This window comes from Streptomyces sp. 7R007 (assembly GCF_054850255.1).
This window is the reverse complement of sequence record NZ_JBTWMV010000011.1, coordinates 12,655-36,306: the sequence shown is the minus strand read 5'-3', so window position 1 is coordinate 36,306 and position 23,652 is coordinate 12,655. Positions and strand designations below refer to the sequence as shown.

The window sequence follows — 23,652 nt, the reverse complement described above, 5'->3', positions numbered from 1 at the left end:
GGTGACCGCCGTCACTGACCAGGACCACACCGAGCACGCCGACCACGCGGGGGACACGGTGACCAAGGACGACGACCACGAAAACGCCCTCCCCGGGGAGAACGATTCCGAAAACGGCATCTCCGGAGGGAGCGACGACGGCCCTGAAGAGAGCGGCCACGCACGCGTGGACGACGACTGCGACACCAGCCGCCGCCGCCGTACGGGTGCGGGCGGTTCCGCTCGTAAGAACTCCGCCACCTCCGGTCGTAAGGACTCCGCCACCTCCGGTCGTACGGACCCGGGCTCTTCGTGCGCCACGGACGCTACGGACGCTACGGACTCCGCCGGCCCCTGGGACGACGGGCTGATCGCCCGGCGGGTCACCGCCGACGCCACCGCCGCCGAGCCCGCCGCCGTGGAGACCCGCAACCACACGCCCGCGCCCCTCGCCTACGACGGCCCCCTGCGCGCCCGTCTGGAGGCGCTGCGCGAGCTCGTCGGGCTCTCGCGCACCCGCCTCGACAGCAGGACCCTCGCCGAGGCCGGACGGGTGCTGGACGAGGCGGCGGCGCGGCGCAGGCTGTCCGGGCAGCACACCGTCGTCGCCATCGCGGGCGCGACCGGCAGCGGCAAGTCGCAGCTGTTCAACGCGCTGGCCGGGGTGACCATCTCGGAGACGGGCGTACGACGGCCCACCACCGCCGCGCCCATCGCGTGCAGTTGGAGCGACGGGGCGGCGAGCCTCATCGAACGGCTCGGCATCCCGCCCCGGTTGCGCCGCCGCCCGCTGCACAACGGCGACGCGGACGCGCAGCTGCGCGGGCTCGTCCTCGTCGACCTGCCCGACCACGACTCGGCGGCCGTGCAGCACCGCGAGCAGGTGGACCGGATCCTCGCGCTCGTCGACGCGGTCGTGTGGGTCGTCGACCCCGAGAAGTACGCCGACGCCATCCTCCACGAGCGCTATCTGCGGCCCATGGCCGGCCACGCCGAGGTCATGTTCGTCGTCCTCAACCAGGTCGACCGGCTGCCCGGAGAGGCCGCCGAGCAGGTCCTCGACGACCTGCGGCGGCTGCTCGACGAGGACGGGATCGCCCTGGGGGAGTACGGCGAGCCGGGTGCCACCGTGCTGGCGCTGTCCGCGCTCACCGGTGACGGCGTCGGCGAACTGCGCGAGGCGCTCGGCCAGTTCGTGACCGAACGCGGTGCACCCGCGCGGCGGATCGCCGCCGACGTGGACGCCGCGGCGGCCGGACTGTGGCCGGTGTACGCGACACGCCGGCGGACCGGGCTGAGCGAGGAGGCGCGCGACGAGTTCGCCGCCCGGCTCGCGGACGCGGTCGGCGCCACCGCGGCGGGCGAGGCCGCCGAACGCGCCTGGATGCGCAACGCCAACCGCGCGTGCGGGACGCCCTGGCTGCGGCTGTGGCGGTGGTACCACGACCGGCGGGAAGCCCCCACCGGACGGCTGCCGGTGCGGGCGCAGGTGGACGAGGAGGCCACGGCCCGCCAGCGCGTCGAGCACGCCGTACGGACACTCGCGGACCGGGCCTCGGCCGGGCTGCCCGCGCCGTGGGCGCAGGCGGTGCGCGAGGCGGCCGTACGAGGCTCCCAGGGGCTGCCCGAGGCGCTGGACGACCTGGCGGCGCGGGCCGGACTGCCGCCGGGGCGGCCGCCGCGGCCCGGCTGGTGGCCTGCGGCCGTACTGGCGCAGGCGTCCATGACGATCCTCCAGGTCGTGGGCGGACTGTGGCTGCTGGGTCAGATCATCGGATTCATGGCGCCCAACCTCGGGGTGCCGGTGCTGCTGATGGTGGCCGGGATCATCGGCGGGCCGCTCGTGGAGTGGGGCTGCCGGATGGCGGCGCGGGGGCCGGCCCGGCGGTACGGCACGGAGGCGGAACGGCGGTTGCGGGAGGCGGCGGCCGGGTGCGGACGGGCCCGGGTGCTGGATCCGGTGGCGGCGGAACTGCTGCGCTACCGGGAGGTGCGCGAGCAGTACGGCCGGGTCACGGGGGTCGGGGCGGGGGCGAGGTGAACGGCGGCGCGTCGATCACCTGTCCCTCGTCCGGGTGATGGGTTTTTCCACAGGCGGGCGGTGATCCACAGCGCTCTGCGGGCCCGGCCCGACGGAGGCAGTCTGGCGGTGCGGCGATCGCGAACGGCGTGGTCGCGGCGGCAGACGCAGCCGTACGGGACGGGCCCGTACGCGTGTCGGGGCAGCCGTACGGGAGGGGCCCGTACGCGTGTCAGGGAGGGAAGCGATACGCGATGAACGAGACGATCATCTGCGCCGTGGGCAACGTGGCGACCCAGCCGGTGTACCGGGAGCTCGCCTCGGGGCCGTCGGCGCGGTTCCGGCTCGCGGTGACCGCGCGCTATCTGGACCGGGAGAAGAACGTCTGGACCGACGGCCACACCAACTTCTTCACCGTGTGGGCCAACCGGCAGCTGGCCACGAACGCGGCGGCGTCGCTCAACGTGGGCGACCCCGTGATCGTGCAGGGCAGGCTGAAGGTGCGCACGGACGTGCGCGAGGGGCAGAGCTGGACGTCGGCGGACCTCGACGCGGTGGCGATCGGCCACGACCTGGCGCGCGGCACGTCGGCCTTCCGGCGGGCGGCACGGCCGGAAGGGACCGCCGTCACCACACCTCAGCAGCCGGAGCCCAACTGGGAGACGCCGGCTGGGGATGCGGACGAGCCGGCGGCTCAACAGGAGTCGGAGCCCGCTGTGGTGACGTGATGTCAGGCAACATCCTGAGATGAGACGAGTGCGGCTTATCGGCCGATGCATTGCGAACAGCCGGTGGATTTGTCGATAAGCCCTGCTCACAGGCTGTGTAGGCGATAACGATTCCGAGTCGGATCACCGGTGTGACGGTACGACCGGGAATCGTGGTGCGGCGGCGTCCCTAGGATGCCGGGCAAGGCTTCCGAGCCTCTCGGGGCTCTCGGGGCTCTCGGGGCTCTCGGGGCCTGAGAGCTCCGGGGGTTCTCTGGACCTGAGAGCTCCGGGGGTTCTCGGGGCTTCGGATTCTGCTGGTGGGACCACACCCCCCACGCCAATGGTCCTGCTCGAAGGGGAATTTGGTGTTTGCTTCGTTCTCTGCGCTGTCCCTGCGCGGGCGAGGGGCGGCCCGCCTCGCCGCCGCCGCGCTCGCGTCCGGGCTGCTCGCCGCCGGAGTGCTGACCGGGGCCGGGACGGCCGCCGCGGCCGAGGAGACGACACAGGGCCAGGGCGGGGCGACGGCCACCATAGGCGGCCTCAAGACGTACGGCGCCGCCGTGATCCACGACGACGGCGGCGACGAGCAGGTCTCGGCCGGGCTGTTCGAGATGTCGGTGGACGGCGGTGGGATGTTGCAGACGTACTGCGTCGACATCCACAACCCCACGCAGCGGGACGCCAAGTACCACGAGACGCCGTGGAGCGGCACCTCGCTCGGCGCCAACAAGAACGCCGGCCGGATCCGCTGGATCCTGCAGAACTCCTACCCCCAGGTCAACGACCTCGCGTCGCTGGCCGCCAAGGCCGGCGTCAAGGGCGGCCTGACCGAGCAGGACGCGGCGGCCGGCACCCAGGTGGCCATCTGGCGCTACTCGGACGGCGCCGACGTCGACGCCGTCGACCCGGGCGCCGAGAAGCTCGCGGACTACCTCCAGAAGAACGCGGTCGACGTGGCCGAGCCCCGGGCGTCGCTGACGCTCGACCCGCCCGCCGTCTCCGGGCACCCCGGGGAGCTGCTCGGCCCGGTCACCGTGCACACCAACGCGGCCGCGGTGACGCTGACGCCGCCGGTGGACGCGGCGATCAGCGGCGTACGGCTCGTCGGCAAGGACGGCAAGCCGCTGACCAGCGCGGTCGACGGCAGCCAGGTCTTCTTCGACGTCCCCGAGGACGCGGCGGACGGCTCGGCCGAGCTCACCGCGCAGGCGTCGACCACCGTCCCGGTGGGCCGCGCCTTCACCTCCGAGAGCCGCAGTCAGACGCAGATCCTCGCCGGGTCCAGCGAGTCGACGGTCTCGGCGACGGCGAGTGCGGTGTGGGCGAAGCAGGGGGCCATACCGGCCCTGTCGGCGGTGAAGAACTGCGCCAAGGGCGGCGTGGACATCACGGCGACGAACCGGGGCGACGAGGAGTTCACCTTCGAGCTCATGGGCGTCGAGCACAGCATCCCGGCGGGTGAGTCGCGCACGGTGACCATCGTGCTGCAGGAGGACCAGGCGTACGACTTCACCATCACGGGGCCGTCCGGCTTCGAGCAGCGCTTCACCGGGGTCCTCGACTGCAAGACGACCCAGGCCGTGGGAACGGGCGGCGACGCGACCCAGATCCTGAGCGAGCCGAGTCCCGCGACGGTGGGCGGCAGCACCGCGGCCGACGACACCAACCTCGCCGCGACGGGCGGCTCCACGGCGACCCCGCTGATCACGGGCATCGCCATCGGCCTGGTGGTGATCGGCGGGGCGGCGCTGGTGCTGGTCCGCAAGAAGGAGACGCAGGGGTAGGTCCAGAACCGAGAGAAAGGGTGCGGACGAGGTCCGCACCTTTTCCTTTTCTGCGCATTCACGCGCCGAGCGTGTACCTTTCCCGCCGGTAAAGGCTGTTGGCTTCCCGCATCGTCTGCTCGCTGATGAAAATGCCCCTGGCCTGAAGATCGTTCTTCGCTGCCGTGTACGCGCTGTCCAGGATCTCGCGCTTTTCGTTCGGCGAGAGCCATGTCCGACCGAACCTGCGCTTGACGACGTCATAGGCGTCGTCGGTCGCCCGGCGATACAGGTTGAGGAACGTCACCCCGGCCACGGTCGTGGCCGCGACCTTGACGGCCAGGATGCCCCCGGCCTGGTGCGCGATGCCCCCGAGCACCGCTCCCGCGTGCAGGCCACCGTGCGCGGCAGCGGCGGAGGCGCCTGCGTGGGAGCCGTAGTAGACGGCGTGCGCGGCGCCGGCTCCTTTCGCGGCAAGGGCACTCTTGGCGATCAGGGCAATCGTCGCGGTGATGGGATCGACCATGTTTTCCCCGCATTCTGGGATATTGCTGTAGCGCCTGTTATGCCCACGGAGGCGTATATCACACAGCGCTGCGGCATTGTTTTTCCTGAATTGCAGGGCCCGGCAAATGCGATCCGTCTCGGACGGAAATCGACAGACCCGGTCGGTGCCGGTTCTCGTCCGGCCATGGGACGGCATCGGCGGGGCGGTCCCCGGCTCCAGTGAGGCAGACCCCAGCGGGCGGCCGTCCTCCCGGACGGCGAACGCGAGCCGGCCGCCCCGTCGGCGTACACGAAAACCCCAGGTCACAGGCCCTCGGCCATACGCGTTTCCGCCCAGGGGTAGCCGTACGGCAAGATGGGGTGTATCTGCCCACTGCCAGATTTCAAGCTGCCGGACGGTTTCTCTTGGCTGAGTTCATTTACACCATGCGCAAGACGCGCAAGGCGCACGGCGACAAGGTGATCCTCGATGATGTCACCCTGAACTTCCTGCCGGGAGCGAAGATCGGTGTCGTCGGCCCGAACGGTGCCGGCAAGTCGACCGTGCTGAAGATCATGGCGGGGATCGAGCAGCCGTCGAACGGCGACGCCTTCCTGTCGCCCGGGTACAGCGTCGGCATCCTGCTCCAGGAGCCCCCGCTGAACGAGGAGAAGACCGTCCTGGAGAACGTCCAGGAGGGTGTCGCCGAGATCAAGGGCAAGCTCGACCGGTTCAACGAGATCGCCGAGCTGATGGCCACCGACTACTCCGACGCGCTGCTGGAGGAGATGGGCAAGCTCCAGGAGGAGCTGGACCACGCCGAGGCCTGGGACCTGGACGCCCAGCTGGAGCAGGCCATGGACGCCCTGGGCTGCCCGCCCGGCGACTGGCCCGTCACCAACCTCTCCGGCGGTGAGAGGCGTCGCGTGGCGCTGTGCAAGCTGCTGCTGGAGGCGCCCGACCTGCTGCTCCTCGACGAGCCCACCAACCACCTCGACGCCGAGTCGGTGAACTGGCTGGAGCAGCACCTCGCGAAGTACGCCGGAACCGTGGTCGCCATCACCCACGACCGGTACTTCCTCGACAACGTGGCCGAGTGGATCCTCGAACTCGACCGCGGCCGCGCCTACCCCTACCAGGGCAACTACTCCACCTACCTGGAGACCAAGGCCGCGCGCCTCAAGGTCGAGGGTCAGAAGGACGCCAAGCGGCAGAAGCGGCTCAAGGAAGAGCTGGAGTGGGTGCGGTCGAACGCCAAGGGGCGCCAGGCCAAGTCCAAGGCCCGACTCGCGCGGTACGAGGAGATGGCCGCCGAGGCGGAGAAGATGCGGAAGCTGGACTTCGAGGAGATCCAGATCCCGCCGGGCCCGCGCCTGGGCAACGTCGTCGTCGAGGTCAACAACCTCAGCAAGGCCTTCGGCGAGAAGGTGCTCATCGACGACCTCTCCTTCACGCTGCCGCGCAACGGCATCGTCGGCGTCATCGGCCCGAACGGCGCCGGCAAGACGACCCTGTTCAAGATGATCCAGGGGCTCGAGGAGCCGGACTCCGGCACCATCAAGGTCGGCGAGACCGTCAAGATCTCGTACGTCGACCAGAGCCGCGAGAACATCGACCCGAAGAAGACCCTGTGGGCCGTCGTCTCGGACGAGCTGGACTACATCAACGTGGGCCAGGTCGAAATGCCCTCCCGCGCCTACGTCTCCGCCTTCGGCTTCAAGGGCCCCGACCAGCAGAAGCCGGCCGGCGTCCTGTCCGGTGGTGAGCGCAACCGGCTCAACCTCGCGCTGACCCTGAAGCAGGGCGGCAACCTGCTGCTCCTCGACGAGCCCACCAACGACCTCGACGTGGAGACGCTCTCCAGCCTGGAGAACGCGCTGCTGGAGTTCCCCGGCTGCGCCGTGGTCGTCTCCCACGACCGGTGGTTCCTGGACCGCGTCGCCACGCACATCCTCGCCTACGAGGGTGACTCCAAGTGGTTCTGGTTCGAGGGCAACTTCGAGTCGTACGAGAAGAACAAGATCGAGCGGCTGGGTCCGGACGCCGCGCGTCCGCACCGGGCCACCTACAAGAAGCTGACCCGGGGCTGATCGACCTTGCGTCACATCTACCGCTGCCCCCTGCGCTGGGCCGACATGGACGCGTACGGCCACGTCAACAACGTGGTCTTCCTGCGCTACCTGGAGGAGGCCCGTATCGACTTCCTCTTCCGCCCGGAGAAGGACTTCAAGCAGGGGTCGGTGGTGGCCCGGCACGAGATCGACTACAAACGGCAGCTCGTCCACCGGCACCACCCGGTGGACATCGAGCTGTGGGTCACCGAGATACGGGCCGCTTCCTTCACCCTCTCCTACGAGGTGAAGGACGGCGACGTCGTCTATGTGCGCGCCTCCACGGTGATCGTGCCGTTCGACTTCGAGGCGCAGCGGCCCCGCCGGATCACCGCGGAGGAACGGGAGTTCCTCCGGGAGTACATGGACGACGACGACATGGATGACGACGAGGAGGAGGCCGTCGCCGCATGACGGTCCTCCACCTCGCCGACGAGGGGGAGGCGGCGGACCTCGCGGCCTTCCTCTCCCGGCTGCTCCACTACGACCGCGCGGCCGCGGTCCGGCTCCAGGCGGCCGGTACCGCGCTCGCCGTCTTCGGGCGGCCGGCCTCCTTCGAGGTGCTCGCGATCCGCGCGGTGCGGCTCGCCAAGCCGTACGAGAACGGCCTCGACGTCACGCTCGACGTGACCGTCTCCGCCGGTGAACTCCTGGAAACGATCGACGAGTCGGGCGCCACGGCGGGCGTTCCGGGAGCCGTCACCGGGCCGCCGTGGGCGGGGGTGCTGCCGCCGCGCGGCGGATGGCGGCCGGAGCCCGGACTGCCCGCGCCGGACGCGCTGCGCGCGATGGTCGGCGCGGCGGTGGCCGAATTCCGGTCCCGCACAAGGGAGTTGGCGCCGGAGCGGCGTACGAGGGCCGAACTCGACCGGATCGGGCGGGAGATCTGGTCCCGCACGGTCGGCGAGACACCCCTTCCGGTCCGGGCCGTGCACGCGGCGCAGTCCGTGGGCTTCCTGAGGGCCGGGACGCCGGCCGACCTGTTCTCGTCGGGCCCGTGGCTGCGGCTGCGTACGCCCTACGGATCGATCGCCGTACGGCGGGCGGGGGCCGGCGCCCTCCTCGGCGTCAGCGTCCGCTGAGCCCGGTCACCGCCCGTCCGCACTGTCGTCCGGCCATACGGCGATGTGGTCCCGCTCCAGTTCCAGCGCCACCCGGTCGCGCATGCCCAACGCCTCCGTGTACTCGGCGGGGAGCTGGAGGCGGCCGGCGCGGTCGAGCATGGCGTACTCGCGGGCGACGACCGTCTCGTGGCCGGTGACCTCGTCGACCTCGCTGCGGCGCAGGACCTCCGTGGACGTGCGGCCGTCGCGGATGGCGACCGTGCGGCGGACCTCGCCGGCCACGGCCTGGTCGTGGGTGACGATGACGATGGTCGTGCCGAGGTGTTCGTTCGCGGCGCGGAAGGCGCCGAAGATCTGTTCCGCGGTGTGCGAGTCGAGTTCGCCGGTGGGTTCGTCGGCGAGCAGGACCGCGGGGTCGTTGGCGAGGGCCACGGCGATGGCGACGCGTTGCTGCTGGCCGCCGGACAACTGGTGCGGGCGGCGGCTGTGGCAGTCGGCCACCTCCAGCAACTCCAGTAGTTCCATGGCGCGTTCGGCTCTCGAGCGGCGGCCCTTGCGGGTGCCGGACAGCTGCATGGGGAGGGTGACGTTCTGGGCGGCGGTGAGGTAGGGGAGCAGGTTGCGGGAGGTCTGCTGCCAGACGAAGCCGACGGTGGTGCGGCGGTAGGTCAGGCGGTCCCTGGCGGTCATCGTCAGCAGGTCGTGGCCGGCCACGCGGGCGGCGCCGGCGGTGGGGGTGTCCAGGCCGGCGAGGATGTTCATGAGGGTGGACTTGCCGCTGCCGGAGGCGCCGACCAGCGCCATCAGCTCGCCCTCGCGGACCAGCAGGTCGAGGCCCTGGAGGGCCTGGACCTCGATGCCGTCGGTGGTGAAGATGCGGACCAGGCGGTCGCAGGTGATCAGGGCGTCGTGGCCGTAGGCGGGACGGTTGCGCTTCTCGGCGGCGCGGTGCGCCAGGTCGGCGAGGGTGGGGTTGGTCGTCGTCATCCAAGGTCTCCTCGACTCATACCGCTCATCGCCTCAACGCCCGTCCCCTCGACTCGCACCGACTCGTGCCGCTCGTCGCCGGCCCTTCGGCGTATCCCCTTTTCGCCTCGGTGCCCGGCCCTTCGGCGTGTCCCCTTTTCGCCTCGATGCCCGGCCCTTCGGCGTATCCCCATCTCGTCTCAACGCCCGTCCCCCACCCGCAGCTCCGCCACCGAGCTCCGGCGTCCCGTCCACCACGCCTGCATCCCCGCCACCCCCACCGTCACCGTCAGGATCGCCAGTGCCGGGAGGGTCAGGGACAGGGTGTCGGGGCGCAACCGGGCCTCGCCCAGGGGTGTTTGGGCGGAGGCGAGGGCGATGGTCGTGAGGTCGATGCCGGGGGACAGGAGGTGGATCGTCGCCCAACCCGTCAGCGCGCCGCCGGTCGCCGCCAGGGCCGCCTGCGGCAGGGACTCCAGGACCAGCAGGCGGCGGCCCTGCGCGCGGGTCAGGCCCATGGTGCGCAGGCGGGCCAGGAGGGCACGGCGTTCGGGGGCGGCCCGGACCAGGGACAGGAGCAGGGCCAGTACGGCGTACCCCGCCCCCGCGGCCACCGCCGCCGTGTACACGCGCTCGGCGCCGGACTGCAGGGGCGAGTCCACGTACCGGGCCTCCTCCTCGGCCCGCGTCCGGACGCTCGCGCCGCCCGCCGCCCGCCGCAGCGCGCCCACGTCCAGGCGGGCGCCGGTCAGCAGCAGCACGGTCGGCCGGGCCGCCTCCCGGCTCAGCCCGGCGCGGTCGACGACCAGGAAGTCGTCGCCGGGCACGGCGGGCGTGCGGTCCCGTACGGCCGTGATGCGGACGGTGACCTGGGTGCCGTCCTCCAGGCGCACCGGGAAGGGCCGGGTGCCGTAGGTCCGGGCGACCGTGGGGGAGGCCAGCGCCGGCAGCGCCCCGTCGGCCTCCCGCGCCCTCAACTCACCGGCGCCGAAAGCCCCGAGGCCCGTCCGGCGCGCCAACTGCGCGTACGGGCCCGGGTCCACGCCCGCCAGCGGCACCGACCGCTCCTCGGCATGCGGCTTCGCCTGGTACGCGACGGCCACCGCGGTCAGGCCCCGTACGCCGGGCGATCGCCGGATGCGTTCCCCAAGTCCGGTGGGCAGGGCGCCCGTTCCCTCCACGCGCGCGTCGGCGCCCACCGCCAGCAGCGCCGCGTGGGCGCGGGCGTCGCGCACACCCGCCAGGACCGAGCCGCCGAACGCCGCCGTGGTCAGCGCCGTCAGCAGCGCCAGCAGGGGCAGGACGGCCGAGGTGGAGGTGCGGCCCGCGCGGGCCAGGGACAGCGGGCCGACCGCACCGCGCAGCCGGGCGGCCGGACGGGCCAGGCCGCGCAGGGGGAGCGGGTAGAGGCGGACCAGGAGCAGGGCCGCCGCCACTCCCACCGACACCGGGGCGAGGGCGGCCAGTTGGTCGCCGTCGGCGCCCTGCCGGCGCAGGGTCTCCACCGCGCCGAGCGCCACCGCGACCAGGGTGAGCTCCGCGACCGTACGGCGCCGGGACGGCCGTAGGGACACGACGTCCGTACGGCCGTCGTGCAGCCGGACGACCCGGTGCGCGGACGCGGCGCGCAGGGGGAGGGCCAGGCAGGCGGTGACCGTCACCGCCACCGCCGCGCCCACGGCGTACGGCAGGCGGGCGTCCGGCAGCGCGAGCAGGGCGACCGCCAGGCCCGCCGCCCCCGCCGGCAGCGCGACCACCGCCGTCTCCGCGAGCAGGCGTGCCGTCATGCCCCGCAGGGAGCCGCCGCGGGCGCGCAGCAGGGTCAGTTCGGTGCGGCGGCGGTCGGCGGTGAGGCCGCCCGCCATGAGCAGGACGACCGCGGCGACCGTGCCGGTGCCGAAGGCGGCGACGGCGACGAGCGGGCGGACGCCGTCGCGCAGGTCCGCGAAATCGCCCAGCACGTCGTCGAAATCGGTGTCCACGTCCGCGGTGGAGTCGGTCAGCGTGCGGATGCCGCGCAGCGCCGGGCCGCCCTCCAGGGAGGCGAGCGCGGACCGCAGGCCGGTCACCTGGTAGGCGTGCAGGTCGCCGGTCGCGGGCGCCAACTGCCAGTAGCGCCAGGGGTTTCCGGCCGTGCCCAGCATCGCCGGGGCCGCCTCCGGGGCGAGCAGGAGGGTGCCGAGCCAGTACCGGTCGCCGTCGGCGCCGCCGCCCGGCACGAGCACCAGGCTGGGCGTGTGCAGGAGCGGCTGGGTCGCCCAGTAGGCGCTCTGCGGGGCGCGCGGGGTGACGATGCCGGTGACGCGGACCGCCAGGGGAGCGCGCTGCACACCGGGCACGTGGATCACCGAACCGACCTTGATGTGCAGGCGTTCGGCGGTCTCGGCGCTCACCGCGGCCTCCACCTCGGGTGTGGCGGCGGTCACCGAGTCGTCGGCGCGGGGCAGGCGTCCGGCGCGGACCGTCGCGTGTCCGGCGAGATCGTGCTGCGCGGCCAGGACGATCTGCGCGGGCAGCCCGGTCGGCCGGGGCAGCCAGGGGTCGTCCACCGCCTGGGGGCTCGCGGTGCGTACGCCGTACGTCGACTGGCGCGGGTCGGCGGCCAGCGGCCGGGGGACGCGGGCGAGGATCTTCGCGTACTGGGCGGCGAGCGTTCCGGGCCGCAGGGCCTGCTCCCGTACCGGCTGCGGCCGCATGAGGTCGGGCTGGCGCGCGAAGACGCCCACGCTGGTGCTCGCCGGGCGCGCCCGCTCGACGGCCCGGCGTAGTCCGGCGTCCTCGTACCGGTCGACGGCGCGCGGGAACGCGGCCGCCAGGCACGCCGTCAACGCCACGAGCACGGCGAGCGCGCAGGCGGCACCGGGGGCGGTGCGCAGGCGGGTGCGGACCCAGGGGGCTACGGCGCCGTTCGGCGCCCGTCCGCCGAGCCGTGCTCTCACGTCACTCACCCCCCGCCTCCCGCAACGACACCGCCGGATCCGCCCGCCGCACCGCCAGCGCCCCCGTCACCAGCAGCGGAGCCGCCGCCACGGCCGCCAGCAGGACCGCCACCCCGGGCAGCGGGAGCCGCACCAGCACCTCCGGGACCGGGCGCGTCGCCTGGGCGGTCAGGACGATGAGCGGGACCACCGCCCGGGCCAGGGCGACCCCCAGCGCCGTACCGACCACCAGCGCCAGCCCCACCAGCACCCCCTGCTCCACGGCGATCATCCGGGCCAGCCGTCGGCGCGGCGCGCCCAGGGCCCGCAGCACGGCGAGTTCGGCACCCCGCTCCCGCAGCGAGCCCGCCGCGCTCACCGCGAACCCGACCGCGGCCAGCGCCGCGGCCACCCCGGCCGCCACCGCGAACGCCGCCTCCGGGCCCGCCCCGAACGGGTCGTCCCGCAGCCCCGCGGCCGTCTCGTCCCGCACCACGACCTGCTCGGGGTCGAGTTCGGGCAGCTTCCGCAGATCCGCGGCGACCCGGGCGGACGTGCCCGCGTCGACGCCCAGCCACCACTCGGTCGGCGTGACGCTCTCCCCGTACCGCGCCTCCAACTCCCGGTTCACGGACGGCAGGTCGACCAGCAGGGCGCCGCCGTTGGCGCCGCCGGTCGTCGGCAGCGCGCGCAGCGACCGCACGATCCGCACCGGCACGTTCTCGCCGCCGAACGCGACGTCGACCTCCTGCCCGACCCGCGCTCCCGCCGAGTCCAGGAAGCGGTCGGTGGCGACCGCGGTGATCTGCCGCTGCGCCGGCTGGCGGACCCGCATCCGCACCGTCAACGACGAGACCGCCCAGGTGTCCTCGGGCGGGATGTACCCGGTGCCGTAGGCGACGCCCGACGAACTGACCGTGGGCTGGGTCGGGTTGGTGTCCGCGACCGGCGACGACACGTCCCCGTCGCTGCGCACGGCCGCCGTCCAGGCGGTCGGCGGGGACAGCCGCCGCGCGCTGCCGTCCGCGCCCGTCGCCGTCAACTCGTCGAGTGAGAAGCGCTGTTGCTCGGCGTGGCCGAACGGCTGGGGCAGCACCAGCTGCACCCCGGTGAACGTCATCGGCCCCGGTCCGACGCCGACGTCCAGGGTGTGCGGCCGGTTGTCGGCGGGGAGTTCGCCCGCCGGCACCTGGAACGGGGTGCCGTAGCGGTCCTCCAGGGTGACGATCACGTCGCCGACGGTGCCCTGGTCCCGGGAGGTGCGCAGGGTCGCCGTCAGGCGCAGCCGGGCGGTGTGCGCGGGGACGTGCGTCCCGGCGGTGTGCCCGGTGGGGGCCAGTCCGGTGAGCGTGGACCCGGTTCCCAGGTCCCGGCGCAGCAGCAGCGTGTCCCGCGCGTGGGCGGTGTCGAGGGCGAGCACGGCCGCCGTACGGCCGCCGGACAGCGGCAGTTCGGTGCGTACGGCGGGGGTGGCCGCGCGGACGTGGGGGACGGCCGCGTACGTCTCCGTGCGCCCCAGGTCGTCCTCGCCGGCGGCCAGCACGCGCACCGGCGCCCCGGCCGCGAAGTCGGCCTGGTCGCGCTGCGAGCGTGCCCAGGAGGCGCCCTGCCCGATGGCGAGCATGCCCAGCGCGACGGCGAGCACCAGCAGCAGCACCGGCCCCGCGGCGCGCGTCGGCCGGCGGCTGAGCTGCCAGCCCGCGAACGCCGCCGCGAGCCCCCGCCCGCCGGCCGCGCGCCGCTCCGCGAGCCGGGCCGTGAGCGGCAGCAGGCGCAGGGTCAGCACCGTGCCGGCGAGCAGCGCCAGCGCCGGCGCGGCGACCAGCAGCGGGTCGATGCCCAGCGTGCCCGACCGCCCGGCGCTCACCGCGCCCTGCCGCCCGAGCTGCCAGTACGCCACCCCGGCCACCGCCAGCAGCCCCAGGTCCGCGCCCGCGCGCACCGCAGCGGGCAGGGCCCGGGCGCGGCCGGCGCGGAAGCCCTCGAAGGTGAGCGCCGGAAGCGTCACGGCGAGGGCGCAGCCCAGGGCGACTCCGGCCGCCACCAGCCACACCCCGAGCCGCCCGCCGGCCGGCACGTCCAGGTGCAGCCCGATGCGGGCCAGCGCGCCCCGCTGTGCCAGCAGCCGGGTGAGCGGGCCCGCCAGCAGCGGCGCGGCCACCACCGCGGGCAGGGCGAGGAACAGCGCCTCCAGGGCGGCGACGGCCGCGATCCGGGCCCGGGAGCCGCCGCGGGCCCGCAACAGCCGTGTCTCGCCCGCGCGTTCGGCGCTCAGCAGACGGGCCACCAGCAGCAGGGCGCAGGCGGCGAGGAGGGCGAGCTGGAGCGCGATGATCAGGAGGGTGGAGCGGGCGACGAGCAGGGAGCGTTCGACGCGGTCGAGGACGTCGGGCAGGGAGGTGCTCGCGGCGGTGGTGCCGCTGAGGGCGGGCTGCCGGCGCAGGGTCGCGTTGCCGGTGCGGGCCGCCGCGCGTACGGCGTCGATGCGGCCGGTGGTCAGCGTGGCGAAGTCGGCCGACGCCAGCCAGGCCGACTGCCCGGCGCTCACCCGGGTCAGGTCCGCGGGGGCGGCCAGGAGGGGGCCGTACGTGGTGAAGCCGACCGTCCGCACGCCCCGGCCGCCGAGGTCGTCCAGCCGCCAGTAGGGGGCGTCGGTCGCCACGGGCCGGTAGACGCCGGTGAGCGTGACGCGCACCTTCGGGCCGCCGAGCCGGTCGGCGAGGGTGAGACGGGCGCCGGGCTTCAGGCCCAGGGCGCGGGCGGCGCTCTGCGGGAGGGCGGCTTCCACGGCACCGCCGGGCCGGGGGCGGGGCATGCGGCCGCCCACGATCCGCACCTCGCCCTGGTCCAGGGCCGCGAAGAGGGTCAGGTCGGGGTCGCCGGAGCGCTCGGCGGGCGGCTGGAGGGAGCGGGGCAGCGCGTACGGGCCCGAGCGCACCAGGGTCCGCACGGTCACCGGGAGGCCGTCGAAGACGCGTTTGGCGCCTTGGCGTACGGCCGCGTCGGCGGCGGCGCGGTGCGCGGCGGGGACGTCGGCCTTGACGATCAGGGCGGCGTCGGCGGCGTTCGCGGGGGCGGCCAGGGAGTGGCGCAGGGCCGCGTCGCCGATCGCGGCCGAGTAGGCGGTGAGGGTGGCCAGGACGGCCGCGGTCAGCAGGACCGTCAGCAGGGCGGCGGCCAGCAGCGGGCGATGGGCGCGGGCGCGCAGCAGCACGAACCTCGCGACCGCGCCGAACGCAGACACCCCGACCCCCCCGTGGCCGTCCAGATGTTGTCCAGACCTCCGGGCGATGCTGTCAGAGGGGAGGGGCCGCTTGTAAGCGCTTGTGTACGGGCCTTGACCGGATTGTGACCGGTCGTGTCTAGTCCGGGGCGTTCACCATCGAGGCCGCGGCGTACGTCAGGTAGTCCCACAGGCGGCGCTCGTGCTCCTCGGGCAGGCCGAGTTCGTCGACGGCGACCCGCATGTGCCGGAGCCAGGCGTCGTGCGCCTCGCGGTTGACGGTGAAGGGCATGTGGCGCATGCGCAGCCGGGGGTGGCCGCGGCGTTCGCTGTACGTCGTCGGGCCGCCCCAGTACTGGATCAGGAACAGCGTGAGCCGCTCCTCGGCCGGCCCGAGGTCCTCCTCGGGGTACATCGGCCGCAGAACGGGGTCCTCGGCCACGCCCTCGTAGAAACGGTGGACGAGGCGGCGGAAGGTCTCCTCCCCGCCGACCTGCTCGTAGAAGGTCTGCGTCTCAAGCGTGCCGCGCCGGATCTCTTTCACGCCCTCCATGCTCTCAGACGCGGAGGACGAGGACCTGGGCCCTAGGACCTACTGTGGAGCCATGGGCGTACACGCTCTCGGTGGGGAACTCGACGCCGTCGCCTCGTCGGCGCGGGCGGCGATGGTGCGGGAGATCGACGCGAGCGGGGCCTGGGCGGACGATCCGGGCTGGCGGGAGGCGTTCGAGGCGGTGCCGCGGCACGTGTTCGTGCCGTACTACTACGTCGGCGTCCGGGGCGGCTACGAGCGGCGCTGGGGCGAGAGCCCCGATCCGGCGGCCCGCGAGAAGTGGCTGCGCGGCGCCTACGCCGACGCCCCGCTCGCCACCCGGCTGCGCGACGGCGACCTGGTCTCCTCCAGCAGCCAGCCCTCGCTGATGGCGCGGATGCTGGCGGAGCTGCGGGTCGCCGACGGCGACCGGGTGCTGGAGATCGGCACCGGCACCGGCTACAACGCGGCCCTGCTCGCCCACCGGCTCGGCGACGACGACCTCGTCACCACCATCGACCTGTACCCGGAGATCACCGAGGCGGCCCGGCAGCACCTGGCCGCCGCCGGACACCATCCGGCCGTCGTCACCGGCGACGGCGCCCGCGGCGTCCCCGAGCGCGCCCCCTTCGACCGGATCATCGCGACCTGCGCGCTGACCTCGGTCCCCCGGGCCTGGCTCGCCCAGTGCGCCCCCGGCGCCCGCATCCTGGCCCCGCTCGCCACCGGCCTGGTCGCCCTCACCGTCCGCGACCCCGGCCACGCCGAGGGCCACTTCCTGTCCACGCCCGCCTACTTCGTGCCGCTGCGCGGCGCATCCCGCCCCGATCAGGAGCCCGCGCACCTGGGCCCGGTGCCGCACGAGGCCCGCGACCACGACCTCTTCCGCTTCCTGCTCGCCCTCACCCGGGGCGGCCTCGACCCGCAGGAGGCCCACGCCCTGTGGGAACGCGAGGGACGGCCGCCGCGGCAGCGCTACGGCCTCACCGTCGGCGGCGAGAAGGAGTGGGCGTGGCTGGACGGCCCGGAGGGGCCGTACGTCTGGCCCCTGCCGGACTGAGGCTCAGCCGCGCCGGATCGTGATCGTCGTCCAGGCGCCCACGTGCACCTTGTCGCCGTCCTGCAGCGGGACCGGCACGAAGGGCTGGATGGGGTCCTCGGAGCCGTTGACCGTGGTGCCGTTGGTGGAGTTCTGGTCGACGACCGCCCAGCTGCCGTCCGGCTGCTGGACCAGCACCGCGTGCTGGTGGGAGACGCCCGGGTCCTCCGGCGGCACCGACAGGTCGATGTCGGGGGTGTCGCCGGTGGAGTGGCGGCGGCGCCCGATGGTGATCTGGTTGCCGGTGAGCGTGCGCTGCTGCTCGGGCGAGTACGCCGGCAGGTTGAGACCGGCGGCCTCGGGGCCGGAGCGCTGCATCATCGCCATGAAGTACTCGCGGTCCGGGCCGATCGTGGCCGTCCAGGTCGCCGGCTGCTGCGGGAAGGGAGGGCCGGGCGGGGGCGGGGCCTGGGTCGAACCGGGCTGCGGGTAGCCGTAGCCGCCGCCCTGACCGGGACCGCCGGGGCCACCGGGAGCGCCGGGGCCCGACGACGGAGGCGAGATCACCCAGTCGTCGTCACCGCCGCCGAAGGACGGACCGCCGGGGCCGCCCTGCGGGGGCCGGGTGGTCTCCTGCGGGAAGCCGGGCGGGGCCGGCGCACCGGCCTGCTGGAAGGCCTGCGGACCACCCGCCGTCGTACCGGGACCGCCGGGACCGTTCGGGCCACCGGGGCCGCCCGGACCGGGACGGCCGGGGCCGCCCTGGTCACCGAAGCCGCCGGGGCCTCCGGCGCCTGGCCGGCCGGGACCGTCGGGGCCGCCGAAACCGCCGGGAGCGGGCCGGCCGGGACCGTCGGGGCCGCCGAAGCCACCGGGGCGGCCGGGGCCGTCCGGGCTGCCGAAGCCGCCGGGGCCCGACGTCGGCGTGGGGCCGGGGGGTGGGACCGGGCGGGACGGGTCGGGGCCGAAGTTGGACGGGCCGGACGGACCGTTTGGGCCGCCGGGGCCGAAGTTCGAGGGGCCGGACGGCTCGCTGCCGAACGGCGGGATCGGCTCCGCGGGCCGGTTCATCTGGGACGGCCGGGAGCTCTGGTACTCGTACGAGTCACCGCCGCCGTACGACGGAGGCGGTCCCGGCGGCTGCTGGAAGCGCACGGCCGGACCCGGGGCCGGCGGGCGCGGGGCGGCCGGGGTGTACGAGGTGGCGGTGTTCGTCAGGAAGTTCCACCGGCACTCCTCGCAGAACGGCGCACCGCCCTCGCGGGGCGTGCGGCACTGCGGGCACAGCTCCGGCTCGGGGTCCGGTACGGCGGACAGGTGCGGACGGCCGCCGGGCTGGCCGGGGCCGGGCTGGCCGCCGGGCGGCGGGAAGCCGTAGCCACCGCCGGGCGGGGGCGGCGGGGGCGGGGGCGGAGGCACGGCACCGGCCATGCGGTGACCGCAGACCTCGCACCAGTCGTCGGAACCCGACTGGTGTCCGTTCGGGCAGGTCGGCATGTCGGCGCTTCCCCCTCTCCTTCAGGGTCCTACTCGTTCCGCGCGCGCACGCCGTGGGTCACGCCGTGCGCACGCCTGGTGTCACTTCTTTACACGAACAGTCTTTGTGGACCGTGTTTCGAGAGTCATCTCGTCGGCCTCCTCGACCTTCGCCTTCAGTCGCACAGTACCCGTCGCGGCATCGACCACGTCCACCACCTTCGCAAGCAGTTTCGCAGTATCCGCGTTTCCGGAGGCGCTGGCGAGCTGAACGGCCCGGCCCAGTTTGGCCGTTGCTCCGTCGAAATCGCCCGCTTTGCGAAGATCGAGCCCTTGCTGGATGGCTTGTGCCAGTTCGGCCTGCCCGGTGTAGTGGGCGACCTGCGGGTTGATCGAGGTCGAGGCGGCCATGTCGTCGGTCCACACCGCCCGTACCAGGCCCTGGGCGCCCAAGTTGTGGGCGCTGCCGTCCGGTTGCGGGACGACCAGGGAGACCCGGGCGGCGAGCATCTCCTGGCCGACGGCGGCCGTGGGGACCTCCACGCACACGTGGTAGTCGCGGGACTCGTCACCCCAGGAGCCGGTGGGGTAGTCCCCGGCGCGCGGGCCCGCCTCGGTGCGGCGGCCGGTCAACTCCTCCACGGTGGGCGCCACTTGCTTGACGAACTTGATGGAGGTGCCCACCGGCGTCCACAGCCTGAGGGCGACGTCCGCGACCTCCTTGCCCATCGCCTTCTCCATCATCTGCGTGAAGTCGGCGGCCAGGGCGGCCGGGTCGGCGACGATGTCGGCGGTGCCGAGCAGGGCGGAGGCGATCCCTGTGACTTCTTTCACTTCCCAGTCGGTGCCCACGCCCCGGGCGTCACAGGTGAACCGTCCGGCGCAGGAGTCCAGGGCCGCCCGCAGGCTCTCGGGCGACTCGTGCTCGTTGCGGCCGTCGGTGAGCAGGATGCCGTGCCGGATGGCGACGTCCGCGGAGGACAGCAGGCGGTCGGCCAGGCGCAGCCAGGTGCCGATGGCGGTGCCGCCGCCCGCGCTGAGCTTGCGCAGGGCCTGCTTGGCCTGGGCCCGGGTGGTGGCGTCGGCGACGGCGAGCCGGCCGCCGCCGGGGTAGACCTCCTTGGCGACGTGGGTGCCGCCGATCACCGCGAAGTGCGTTCCGTCGCGCAGGGTGTCGATCGCGGCGGCCGTCGCGTCCCGGGCGTTGCGCATCTTCGTCGGCGGATAGTCCATCGAGCCGGAGCAGTCCACCATGATCGCCACGCCCGCGGAGGGACCCTGGCCGGGCGCGTACAGGTGCGGCGCCGCGACCGCGCTTCCGATCGTGCCGCCCCCGGTGGCCGTCACCGTGACGATCGCGTTGACCTCCCGGCCGCCCTCGGGCAGGTACTCGTTCTGGTACACGTCCACCGAGAACTGCGGCACGTTCGACTTCGAGAAATTGGCCATACCTGCTCAAATCCCCCTTGAAATCCCCGCGTCGGCAGGGCACCGAGTGTGCGGGGACCGGTCCCCTCCGGCCCCCCGAGGTCTCCCCGTGTACGACCTCAGCCCGATCCTGCCCCCTGGGGCACCGCCGGGAACGGCACGACCGCCACTGTTACGTTGTCGTGGCCCCCGCCGTCCAGGGCGTGGCCGACCAGCACCCGGGCGCAGTGCAGCGGGCGTACCGCCGCGTCCGTCGGGACGATCTCGGCCATCTCCTCGGCCGTCTCCGCGTAGTTCCACAGCCCGTCGGTGCACACCACCACCACACCCGGCCGGTCCGGCTTGAAGGAAGCCGTGTGCGGCTCCAGTTCGTAGGCGTCCGCGCCGAGCCAGCCGGTGATCGCGTGGGCGCGCTCGTCGGCGTACGCCTCCGCCTCGCTCATCAGGCCCGCGGCGACCATCTGCGCGGCCCACGAGTCGTCCTCGGTGAGCCGGGCCGGCGGCGAGGTGCGGTCGGTGGGCACCCAGTAGGCGCGGCTGTCGCCGACCCAGCCGACGACCAGCAGACCGGTGGTGACGATGGCGCCGACCAGGGTGCAGGCGGGGGCGTTCTGGTGCGGGGAGTGCTCGCGGGCGGTGGCGGGCTCGACGGCGAGCGCGTTGACCGCGTGCGAGGCGGCCACGATCGCGTCGTGCATGGCCTGCTGCGGGTGGGTGCCGCGGGGCAGGGCGGTCAGCAGCGCGCCGCTGCCGGTGTCGGAGGCGGCGAGCGAGGCGTCGTCGGGGCGGGTCGCCGAGGAGACGCCGTCGCACACGATCGCCAGGTTCGCGGGGGTGCCGTCGGGCAGGGTGGTGTGACCGACGGCGAACGCGTCCTCGTTGCGGTGGTGGCGCAGGCCGCGGTCGCTGACGGCGGCGGCCACCGGGCCGAGGTCGCGCTCCATGTGGTCGCGCTCGCGCGGCTGGGCGTGTCCGCAGTGCTCGCAGTAGCCGTCGTCGTCGACGCGGCCGGCGCGGCAGGCCACGCACGTCCTGGCCTCCTCGGTGCCGGCCGCGAGGTCGGCCAGGCGCGGGTCGGGCGCCTGGAGCGGGTACTCCTCGGGCTCCGGCGGCCGGTCGAAGCGCACGCCGGAGGCCGGGGAGACCGGCGATCCCGTCGGCGGCGCCTGCTCCGGCGGCAGCGGGCCCCCACCGGAGTCCGTGCCGGGCAGCTCCGCCGGCAGATGCGCAGGCGAGCCGGCCGGGCCGGCGGCCACCGGCCAGTCGGAGCCGTCCGTCTGCGGGGGCGGCACCGCGCCGTTCAGCGCGATGGTCGGATGGTCGTCCGGCCGGGCGGGCACCGCGGACAGGTCGTATCCGCAGGCACCGCAGAAACGGTCACCCGACTCAAGCGGCTCCTCGCAGCTCGGGCAGTTCGACAGGGCGGCCCGCTGGGGCATCTGCGACATCAACTACACCCACGTCCGGGGGCGGTAACGATTGGCACGTTCCACCAGGTCGATCCTCTCCTCGCCGCCGCGCGCGAGCCGGGCCAGCGTGCGGTACGAACGCTCCAGGCCGAAGCGGAGGCCCCGCTCGTCCAGGTCGCTGCCGAGCAGCGCGCGCCGCCCGTCGGGCCGGGCGGCCTGGCCACCGGAGAGTATCCAGTCCAGCGCGCAGCCGAGGACCTCCGCCGACAACTCCTCCCGGCGCGCCGGGTCCAGACCGTACGCCTCCAGCGCCTCGACCTGTCCGGCGGCGGCGGTCAGGTCGTCCAGGAAGGGTACGTCGGAGGGGGCGGCGGTGCGGCCGCGCAGCCGCGCCCGTACGGCGGCCACGCGGGCGGCCGTGTAGTGGATGGACGACTCCGGCACCGACTCCAGCGTACGCACCGCGCCGCGCCGGTCGCCGCCGGCCAGCTGGACGCGGGCCAGACCGAAGGCGGCGCTGACGTAGCTGGGGTCGGTCGACCACACCAGGCGGTAGTACTCGGCGGCGTTGTCCAGCTGGCCGAGCACCTCCGCGCACAGGCCGAGGGCGAGCTTGGGGGCGATCTCGCCGGGGAAGGCGTCGTAGATCGCGTCGAAGGCGAGGGCGGCCTCCTCGTGGTCGCCGGTCACCAGGGCCGCGACACCCCGGTACCAGACCACCCGCCAGTCGTCGGGGCGCTCCTTGTCCAGGGCCTGCAACGCGTTCACGGCGGTCGCGAAGTCGCCGTTCTCCAGCCAGGCCCGGATCTGCCGCAGCCGCGTCTCCACCGACTGCGCCGGCGCGGCGGCCAGCGCGGCCAGCAGCTCGGTCGGCGCGGTGGTCAGCAGACCGGCGAGGAAACCGGCGCTGGGGTCGGCCGGGTCCACCCGCGGGACGGGCAGGGCGAGGGCGGCGGTCGGGGTGTGGACGGGCTTGACCAGGGCGGGGGTGCCGTTCGCGGAGAGCGACGCGGGGGACGGCCGCGTGCCCTTGCGCGCCGCCCGCGCCCCCAGCCGGGACACCTCGCCGGCCAGCTTGGGGAACAACTCCGTGTCCGTCACCCGCAGTTCGGGGCCGAACAGCGTCGACAGGGCGGGGCGGGCGCGGCCGGTCTGGAGCGAGACGACCTCGCGCAGGACGCCGGTGAGCTGCTCGCTCATCTCCTGGGCGGAGGCGAAGCGGCGGGCCGGGTCGGGGTCGGTGGCGCGCACCAGGAGCCGGTAGAAGGACTCGTACTGGCGGAAGACCTCGATGTTGTCGGGGTCGGGCAGCGAGTCCACGAAGACGTTCGTGTAGCCCTGGAAGTCGAAGGTCAGCACGGCGAGGGTGCGCGCGACCGTGTACAGGTCGGACGCCACCGAGGGCCCGACCTCCGCGACCTCCGGCGCCTGGTAGCCCACCGTGCCGTAGATGGCCGACTCCTCGTCGTCCATCCTGCGCACCGCGCCCATGTCGATGAGCTTGAGCTGGTCCTCGGTCTGGAGGGCGTTGTCGACCTTGAAGTCGCAGTACAGCAGGTTGCGGCTGTGCAGGTGTCCGAGCGCCTCCAGCGCCTCGATGCCGTACGCGCACGCCTGCTCCACCGGCAGCGGGTCCCGCTTGCCGTCCGCCGTGCGGCGGGAGTTGGCGATCTCCTTGAGCGACTTGCCGCCGACGTACTCCATGACGATGTAGCCGTCGAGCGAACCGGTGCGCTGGTCGAGGTGCTCGACGAAGTTGTAGATCCGCACGATGTTGGCGTGCTCGATCTCCGCCAGGAAGCGCCGCTCGGAGATCGCCGCCGCCATGGCGTCCTGGTCGCCGGTGTCCAGCAGGCCCTTGAGGACCACCCACCGGTCGGAGACCGCCTTGTCCACCGCGAGGTAGATCCAGCCCAGCCCGCCGTGCGCCAGACAGCCCACGACCTCGTACTGGCCGTGCACCACGTCACCGGACTTCAGCTTCGGCACGAACGAGTACGGGTGGCCGCACTTGGTGCAGAACCCCTCCGTGCGCCCGGGCCGGTCGCCGCGCGAACGGCCCACCGGCGCCCCGCAGTCCGAGCGCGAGCAGAACCGCTTGCGCTCGGGCACCTCGGGGTTGTCCAGCACCATCGCGCGCGGATCGGGCCGCGGCACGGCCGGCACCTGCACCAGCCCGGCGCCCAGCCGGCCCCGGCCGCTGCTGCCCGTGCCGGAACCGGAGCTGCGCACCGACACCGACCGGCTCGTGGACCTGCCCGACAGGGAGCGCGAGAGCCGCCCCGACACCGAGCGCCGGGACTTCGACGACTGCGAGGACGTACGGGAGCTGGCGCGGCCCGTGGAGCGCGCGCTGCCGCTGCCCGCCGAACCCTTCTCGCCCCCGCCGCCCCCGGTGGGCGCCGAGCCCGCCGGGCCCGTCCCCGCGGCCCTGGCCGAGACCACCGGTGCCAGTCCGCAGGTGTCGCAGTACAGCTCACCGCCGCCGACGTCCTCGTACGATCCGTCGCAGCCCGGCCGCTGACAG

17 protein-coding genes are annotated in these 23,652 nt (G+C 74.1%); 8 read left to right on the top strand and 9 right to left on the bottom strand.

Features of this window, described 5'->3' with window-relative positions; genetic code table 11:
- The first annotated feature begins 1 nt into the window (after nucleotide 1).
- From ACYF6T_RS16665 to ACYF6T_RS16655, 3 genes are all read left to right on the top strand, one after another.
- A complete protein-coding gene (locus tag ACYF6T_RS16665; protein ID WP_461697160.1) occupies nucleotides 2-2,020 on the top strand; it encodes a YfjP family GTPase in 2,019 nt (672 codons plus the stop codon).
- Nucleotides 2,021-2,253: 233 nt separating this feature from the next.
- Nucleotides 2,254-2,727, top strand: a complete 474-nt coding sequence (locus tag ACYF6T_RS16660) for a single-stranded DNA-binding protein (RefSeq protein WP_461697158.1) — start codon at nucleotides 2,254-2,256, stop codon at nucleotides 2,725-2,727.
- Nucleotides 2,728-3,074: 347 nt separating this feature from the next.
- The gene (locus ACYF6T_RS16655; RefSeq protein WP_461697157.1) at nucleotides 3,075-4,493 is read left to right on the top strand and encodes a Cys-Gln thioester bond-forming surface protein; all 1,419 of its coding nucleotides are present in this window, start codon (nucleotides 3,075-3,077) and stop codon (nucleotides 4,491-4,493) included.
- Between the two features lie 58 nt (nucleotides 4,494-4,551).
- Here the strand turns inward: ACYF6T_RS16655 and ACYF6T_RS16650 are convergent, their stop codons facing one another.
- Complete coding sequence (locus ACYF6T_RS16650) at nucleotides 4,552-4,998, bottom strand: hypothetical protein (RefSeq protein ID WP_461697155.1); 447 nt, start codon at nucleotides 4,996-4,998, stop codon at nucleotides 4,552-4,554.
- A gap of 386 nt (nucleotides 4,999-5,384) precedes the next feature.
- Between ACYF6T_RS16650 and ettA the strand changes: the two genes are divergently transcribed.
- The 3 genes from ettA to ACYF6T_RS16635 are packed head-to-tail and all read left to right on the top strand — an operon-like array spanning nucleotide 5,385 to nucleotide 8,152.
- Nucleotides 5,385-7,049, top strand: coding sequence for an energy-dependent translational throttle protein EttA (gene ettA / locus ACYF6T_RS16645; protein WP_461697154.1), 1,665 nt, complete (start codon nucleotides 5,385-5,387; stop codon nucleotides 7,047-7,049).
- 6 nt (nucleotides 7,050-7,055) lie between these two features.
- The gene (locus ACYF6T_RS16640; RefSeq protein ID WP_461697153.1) at nucleotides 7,056-7,484 is read left to right on the top strand and encodes an acyl-CoA thioesterase; all 429 of its coding nucleotides are present in this window, start codon (nucleotides 7,056-7,058) and stop codon (nucleotides 7,482-7,484) included.
- On the top strand, nucleotides 7,481-8,152 hold the full coding sequence (locus ACYF6T_RS16635) for a hypothetical protein (protein WP_461697151.1): 672 nt from the start codon (nucleotides 7,481-7,483) through the stop codon (nucleotides 8,150-8,152). Before ACYF6T_RS16640 ends, ACYF6T_RS16635 begins: the two co-directional genes overlap by 4 nt.
- A gap of 6 nt (nucleotides 8,153-8,158) precedes the next feature.
- Here the strand turns inward: ACYF6T_RS16635 and ACYF6T_RS16630 are convergent, their stop codons facing one another.
- The 4 genes from ACYF6T_RS16630 to ACYF6T_RS16615 form a co-directional block, all read right to left on the bottom strand.
- Nucleotides 8,159-9,121, bottom strand: a complete 963-nt coding sequence (locus tag ACYF6T_RS16630) for an ABC transporter ATP-binding protein (RefSeq protein ID WP_461697149.1) — start codon at nucleotides 9,119-9,121, stop codon at nucleotides 8,159-8,161.
- Between the two features lie 179 nt (nucleotides 9,122-9,300).
- Nucleotides 9,301-12,048 carry an FtsX-like permease family protein gene (locus ACYF6T_RS16625; RefSeq protein ID WP_461697148.1) on the bottom strand — a complete coding sequence of 916 codons (2,748 nt, stop codon included), beginning with the start codon at nucleotides 12,046-12,048 and terminating at the stop codon, nucleotides 9,301-9,303.
- The gene (locus ACYF6T_RS16620) at nucleotides 12,041-15,262 is read right to left on the bottom strand and encodes an FtsX-like permease family protein (RefSeq protein ID WP_461697147.1); all 3,222 of its coding nucleotides are present in this window, start codon (nucleotides 15,260-15,262) and stop codon (nucleotides 12,041-12,043) included. Before ACYF6T_RS16620 ends, ACYF6T_RS16625 begins: the two co-directional genes overlap by 8 nt.
- A 118-nt stretch (nucleotides 15,263-15,380) precedes the next feature.
- Entirely contained in the window at nucleotides 15,381-15,794 is a 414-nt protein-coding gene (locus ACYF6T_RS16615; RefSeq protein WP_461697146.1) for a globin, read from the bottom strand.
- A gap of 52 nt (nucleotides 15,795-15,846) precedes the next feature.
- Between ACYF6T_RS16615 and ACYF6T_RS16610 the strand changes: the two genes are divergently transcribed.
- Complete coding sequence (locus ACYF6T_RS16610) at nucleotides 15,847-16,833, top strand: methyltransferase domain-containing protein (RefSeq protein WP_461697145.1); 987 nt, start codon at nucleotides 15,847-15,849, stop codon at nucleotides 16,831-16,833.
- A 3-nt stretch (nucleotides 16,834-16,836) separates the two neighbouring features.
- Here ACYF6T_RS16610 and ACYF6T_RS16605 read toward each other — a convergent pair whose 3' ends face one another.
- From ACYF6T_RS16605 to ACYF6T_RS16590, 4 genes are all read right to left on the bottom strand, one after another.
- Entirely contained in the window at nucleotides 16,837-18,309 is a 1,473-nt protein-coding gene (locus tag ACYF6T_RS16605; RefSeq protein ID WP_461697144.1) for an FHA domain-containing protein, read from the bottom strand.
- Nucleotides 18,310-18,390: 81 nt separating this feature from the next.
- Nucleotides 18,391-19,737 (bottom strand): vWA domain-containing protein, encoded by a 1,347-nt coding sequence (locus ACYF6T_RS16600; protein ID WP_461697142.1) that lies wholly within the window; start codon nucleotides 19,735-19,737, stop codon nucleotides 18,391-18,393.
- A gap of 98 nt (nucleotides 19,738-19,835) precedes the next feature.
- Nucleotides 19,836-21,164 carry a PP2C family serine/threonine-protein phosphatase gene (locus tag ACYF6T_RS16595; RefSeq protein WP_461697140.1) on the bottom strand — a complete coding sequence of 443 codons (1,329 nt, stop codon included), beginning with the start codon at nucleotides 21,162-21,164 and terminating at the stop codon, nucleotides 19,836-19,838.
- 3 nt (nucleotides 21,165-21,167) lie between these two features.
- The gene (locus ACYF6T_RS16590) at nucleotides 21,168-23,363 is read right to left on the bottom strand and encodes a serine/threonine-protein kinase (RefSeq protein WP_461697139.1); all 2,196 of its coding nucleotides are present in this window, start codon (nucleotides 23,361-23,363) and stop codon (nucleotides 21,168-21,170) included.
- Between ACYF6T_RS16590 and ACYF6T_RS16585 the strand changes: the two genes are divergently transcribed.
- Nucleotides 23,335-23,649 (top strand): hypothetical protein, encoded by a 315-nt coding sequence (locus ACYF6T_RS16585; RefSeq protein ID WP_461697138.1) that lies wholly within the window; start codon nucleotides 23,335-23,337, stop codon nucleotides 23,647-23,649. The genes ACYF6T_RS16590 and ACYF6T_RS16585 overlap by 29 nt on opposite strands.
- The last annotated feature ends 3 nt before the right edge of the window (nucleotides 23,650-23,652 follow it).

What these genes read in the sequence shown, in the direction of transcription:
- ACYF6T_RS16650 (WP_461697155.1), bottom strand. Translation starts at nt 4,998, where the DNA reads ATGGTCGATCCCATCACCGCGACGATTGCCCTGATCGCCAAGAGTGCC.
- ACYF6T_RS16635 (WP_461697151.1), top strand. Translation starts at nt 7,481, where the DNA reads ATGACGGTCCTCCACCTCGCCGACGAGGGGGAGGCGGCGGACCTCGCG.
- ACYF6T_RS16605 (WP_461697144.1), bottom strand. Translation starts at nt 18,309, where the DNA reads ATGCCGACCTGCCCGAACGGACACCAGTCGGGTTCCGACGACTGGTGC.
- ACYF6T_RS16615 (WP_461697146.1), bottom strand. Translation starts at nt 15,794, where the DNA reads ATGGAGGGCGTGAAAGAGATCCGGCGCGGCACGCTTGAGACGCAGACC.
- ACYF6T_RS16595 (WP_461697140.1), bottom strand. Translation starts at nt 21,164, where the DNA reads ATGTCGCAGATGCCCCAGCGGGCCGCCCTGTCGAACTGCCCGAGCTGC.
- ACYF6T_RS16660 (WP_461697158.1), top strand. Translation starts at nt 2,254, where the DNA reads ATGAACGAGACGATCATCTGCGCCGTGGGCAACGTGGCGACCCAGCCG.
- ACYF6T_RS16630 (WP_461697149.1), bottom strand. Translation starts at nt 9,121, where the DNA reads ATGACGACGACCAACCCCACCCTCGCCGACCTGGCGCACCGCGCCGCC.
- ACYF6T_RS16600 (WP_461697142.1), bottom strand. Translation starts at nt 19,737, where the DNA reads ATGGCCAATTTCTCGAAGTCGAACGTGCCGCAGTTCTCGGTGGACGTG.
- ACYF6T_RS16610 (WP_461697145.1), top strand. Translation starts at nt 15,847, where the DNA reads ATGGGCGTACACGCTCTCGGTGGGGAACTCGACGCCGTCGCCTCGTCG.